Origin of the sequence: Dysgonomonas sp. HGC4, from assembly GCF_001261715.1 — a bacterium.
Taxonomy (GTDB): Bacteria; Bacteroidota; Bacteroidia; order Bacteroidales; family Dysgonomonadaceae; genus Dysgonomonas_A.
On record NZ_CVRU01000077.1, the window covers coordinates 1 to 4252 of the forward strand.

At 30.4% G+C, this 4252-nt stretch carries 4 protein-coding genes; all 4 read right to left on the reverse strand.

The annotated features are described in order from the left end of the window. A partial coding sequence (locus HGC4_RS07225) for a thiopeptide-type bacteriocin biosynthesis protein (RefSeq protein WP_221406866.1) occupies window positions 1–441 on the reverse strand: 441 nt, incomplete at its 3' end. Beyond that, window positions 438–2630 (reverse strand): lantibiotic dehydratase family protein, encoded by a 2193-nt coding sequence (locus HGC4_RS07230; protein ID WP_050709456.1) that lies wholly within the window; start codon window positions 2628–2630, stop codon window positions 438–440. The genes HGC4_RS07225 and HGC4_RS07230, both read right to left, overlap by 4 nt. Before the next feature lie 81 nt (window positions 2631–2711). Then, the gene (locus HGC4_RS07235; RefSeq protein ID WP_050709457.1) at window positions 2712–2987 is read right to left on the reverse strand and encodes a class I lanthipeptide; all 276 of its coding nucleotides are present in this window, start codon (window positions 2985–2987) and stop codon (window positions 2712–2714) included. 53 nt (window positions 2988–3040) lie between these two features. Next, a partial coding sequence (locus HGC4_RS07240; RefSeq protein WP_221406867.1) for a lanthionine synthetase C family protein occupies window positions 3041–4252 on the reverse strand: 1212 nt, incomplete at its 5' end.

The window sequence follows — 4252 nt, forward strand, 5'->3', positions numbered from 1 at the left end:
TTTTAATGAAATCATCCATCGATGGTCTTCGTTCTCAAGTTTTTTTATAATGGATAAAGTACATTCACTATCATGGAAGAAGATAGATTCTGCAACTTCTATTAACTTGTTACTATATCGTTCCAATTCTCTATTGTATGTATCTAATTGCATTTTCCAAATAAGATTACTTTGTACTAATGATCTAAGCCTTTTATAGAATAGATTAATTACTTCTCCTATATAAGCTTCGTCTTTAAGAAGTATTCTTATTCTTATATGAAAATCTGAATCTGAATAACGAACAAAGAACCATTTATCAATAATTTTCTTTTTTTTTATATTATTTATAATATAGGTTATGTGATGACTTAATACTTTATCTGCGGTATTATTACCCACATATAATTTAAAATATATCCACCTGCTTCCAGGTATAAATGTACGTTGAACTAATTTCATATTTTTTCTTTATGAAAAGCTATAATAAACTCATTCAAATAAGTATTACTTCCTTTTTTTACAACTGCATTTTCTGGTTCAAAAAGAAATTCTATAAATGTTACAGATAGTCTATTTTTAATAATAGAAAATAAAGAATGTATGCTTAATAAATTATTCCAATCAACAAATAATTCATTGTCATTGTCCTGCATCAACACATAAGGTGGTAGAGCCATTTTTTTTCTCCATTTCTCAAGTTCAAATATTAAGATGTCGGCTTCTATAACAAAAAGATAATTCATATCTTTTATTTTTATAGACCAAGATGCAGGTGATAATATTGTATTTTTATATCTAACTCGTGGACGAAAAGGAAACTCATTGGTTAGTTGTCCCCAACTAAAGAATATGCTACTTCTTCCTGTTTGCATTTGCATATCACATAAAAAGCGATATATTGGCATTGGGTTATTATAATAGCTATGAGCTGTTGTTAAACGAGGAATTATTTGTTTTTTTAATTTCTTTGAATATATAACAAGCTTTTCTTTTTTAATTGATAAAACAAGGTCTGATGGATATATTAATTGCTTTGGAGGAAGATCCGAACTAGTCATATAAAGTATTTCGTACTCCCTGATATGTGGGCGATAAAGAATGTTTCCAGTCCTGGCTTCTGGCAGATACACAATCTCTGCCAGAATGCTATTTGCTGTTAATTCCTGGTCTTTTTTAGTAATATCTTTTATTAGTTGATGAATCCGTTCATCAATATGAGCAAAACGTGCTAATAAATTAGCTGCAGAATTACCACCACACGATTTTAGATTAATTAAAATATCTTCTGAATTTGCTCTTATTACTTCCACAAAAGCCGAAATGCTAGAAGGTAAATCATCCCATGACGAGGATATACCCACTACATCATCATCTGAAAAGACAATATCTTCTTTATTTTGATTCAAACATTCGATTGTCTTTTTTAATAAAACAGATCGAAACCAATCAAGAGTAGTATTTTGATGTTTGATATTTGCTGGGATATATAGATTATCAACTAGAGGGGATATGGTTTTATCATTCTTTTTTGATGGATAACCAATACCAAACTCAGGATCTAAAGCTTCTAACAAAGGGATCTCTCTATCTTCATAACGGTCATAAAAATCCTTTTGAAATTGAGACAATGTAGTATTCTTAGTGTTATTTCCTAATGAAATTTTATTTAAAAATCCCATTGTCGATTCTAGTTCGCTAATAACATCTGTTCCTAGCAAAGAAGTATCTGTATCTCGGAACATATCGGTTTGAAAAAGAAATTTTTCTTCATAAGGAACATCTATTTTGTTCAAATTTTGTATTATTTCATCGTATATATTCTTCTTGTTGTTTTCCTCCTGAGAGTCTAATTTGGTTATTAATTTTTTAATATACTCTAATAAAGGATGTACAGATGTTTCGCCTGTATTCTTCAACAAGTCTATGAGACGATGAAGATAATCTCCACCTGTAACCACTTGATTTAATTCCCCAACCAAGATTTGAGAATCTATAAGCTCATTTATGAAATATAAAGCCTCGGTCTCTGATATCTCCTCGCTGACAAGACTCTCCATTATAATTTTTATATCAGTACCTGATTGTGATAATTTTAAAACACGGTTCAAATAAATGGAATGTTCAACTTCAGATATTTGATACAATCTTCGCATTCCAATGTATTTGTGTTCTACATATCGATATTTTTTTCCAATTGAATAAAGGCTTGAATTTGGATAAAATTTTATATTAAACCTTACATCAGGCATTTTTATCAGAGCATCGTATAATGTACATAAATAATACATATCTAGACGAGTCTTTCGGCTTATTGTATCATTTAGCTCTATATTTGTATGATTTTCTATTGTCCCTATAGAACATCCCGCAAATAGGCCGAAAGGCGTACAGCGGGTTGACATTCGACTGATATATCGTTCTATCGAATACAATATTCGTTTATATTCTTTCGTGTCGGAGGCTTTTTCATCTAGAAGTTTCTGCAGTTCTTTATGTAGAATAGGAGAAGCTAACCTAATAGCTTCTTGCACTTTCGGTTCTATAAGTTTAGATAAAAGAGTTTCTTTATCTTTTAGAAGAAAGTCCAATTCAGTAAAAGATAGTAATGGAGTCCTTAAGACAAAAGATTGAAAAGCTCTATAGCGCATAAGTGATTAGTGTTTGATTTTAAAGTTGTTTTCGGAAGGTTTTCAATTTTTTTTTTTGTAATTGAAAACCTTCTAGTTTATTTAATCTCTGCCTAAACAATCATAATTATTTGCACTCTCATAAGGAGGATTAGTAGGAATACTACCACTGACACATTGCGTTTCTGTCATATTACAATCTAATGCAGCATTCACACTTGGTCTAATACAATTTCCAACAGCAATTGTGATACAACCATCAGCAGCTTTTGTACGTTGGCCTGGATATTCAGGGTCAATAGCTCCACCTCTTAAGTTATTCATTTCCTCGTTGTTGAGATTTACAATAGTTTCTTTTTTTAACGTTAATTTTTTCATAATAATAATAATTGAATTATTTTCCTACTCTTAAAGATTTTCGGATTTCTCTATTATAATAAAAACATACTGTCCCAATTTTGATGGTCATCCAACAAATAAGATATAAATACTAATCCTATTCCAGGAATACCAGTTAATAGAGAAGAATCATTTCTCCATCCACCTAGTTGATAACTTTTATAACCAGCAAGTCCATCATCAAAAATAGATAAGTCTAAAGTTTTCTCAATCCAATAATTGGTAGCATTGGAAAATTCGATCATTCCTGTTTCCAAATACAGGTGACGGAATATCATGGCATTACCAGCACTCCCGTGACATAATCCAGCATCAATAACGTTTGTTTCAGAGGGAGAGAGGCGTTTGGTTGTATGAAGTAAAACTTCTAAGCTTTTATCTATCCATTCTTTTCTGTTTAATATCAAACCCGCTTTTCTTATTGCTATAGCCACTCCCAAATCTCCATAACACCAACCTATCCTGCTTCTTCCAAATAACTGAGAGTTTTCTGTTGACATCGGAGGATAAAATGATCCATACTTATTGTTATTTATCTCCTGTGTAAATAGATAATTTACAGCACCTTCCAGCATACTTGTCACAAATTGAGAATGTATATTATTCTCAAGGACACGGATAAGAAAAATAATTATACTCGAAATGCCATGAGATAAAGAAATATTATACCCTTCTGTCCCTTTATCATAGTCTATAATAGATTTCCATTTGAGAATACTATTTGTACTTTTTTCAGCTGTATTAAATAAATACTCAATAAGTTCTAGTATAACTTCCGGTCTTCTTTTTTTTTCTAAGAAATACAAACCAACCCCTAAGGCTCCATGCATAAAATCATAATGCTGGTTGTGTATATCTTTTTGCATTCTAATTATGAGATAATTTTCTAATTCATCTTGAGTCTCACTAATATCTATATTAATAAAATTATTCCTACGGAAAAATTCAAATAAATATAGTATGCCGGAAAGTCCGCTACAGAAGGTATGAGAATTAATCTTTTTTAGTTGTCTATCTACTAATGTTTCAGAATATGTTTCTGCTAAAGAAATAAATCGAGGATCTTTTGAGTACCTTGAATAATAAAAAAGGAATAATAATATCCCAAATTCTCCATTATATAGACCTAAGGCGTTTTTATTCTGGTGCTTTTTTATTTCAATAGCCATATAATCAGCAATTTGATTAAGCCTTTCTTTTATTCTATTTTTCATAGTTTTTGATTTGTAGAGCGAATATAATAA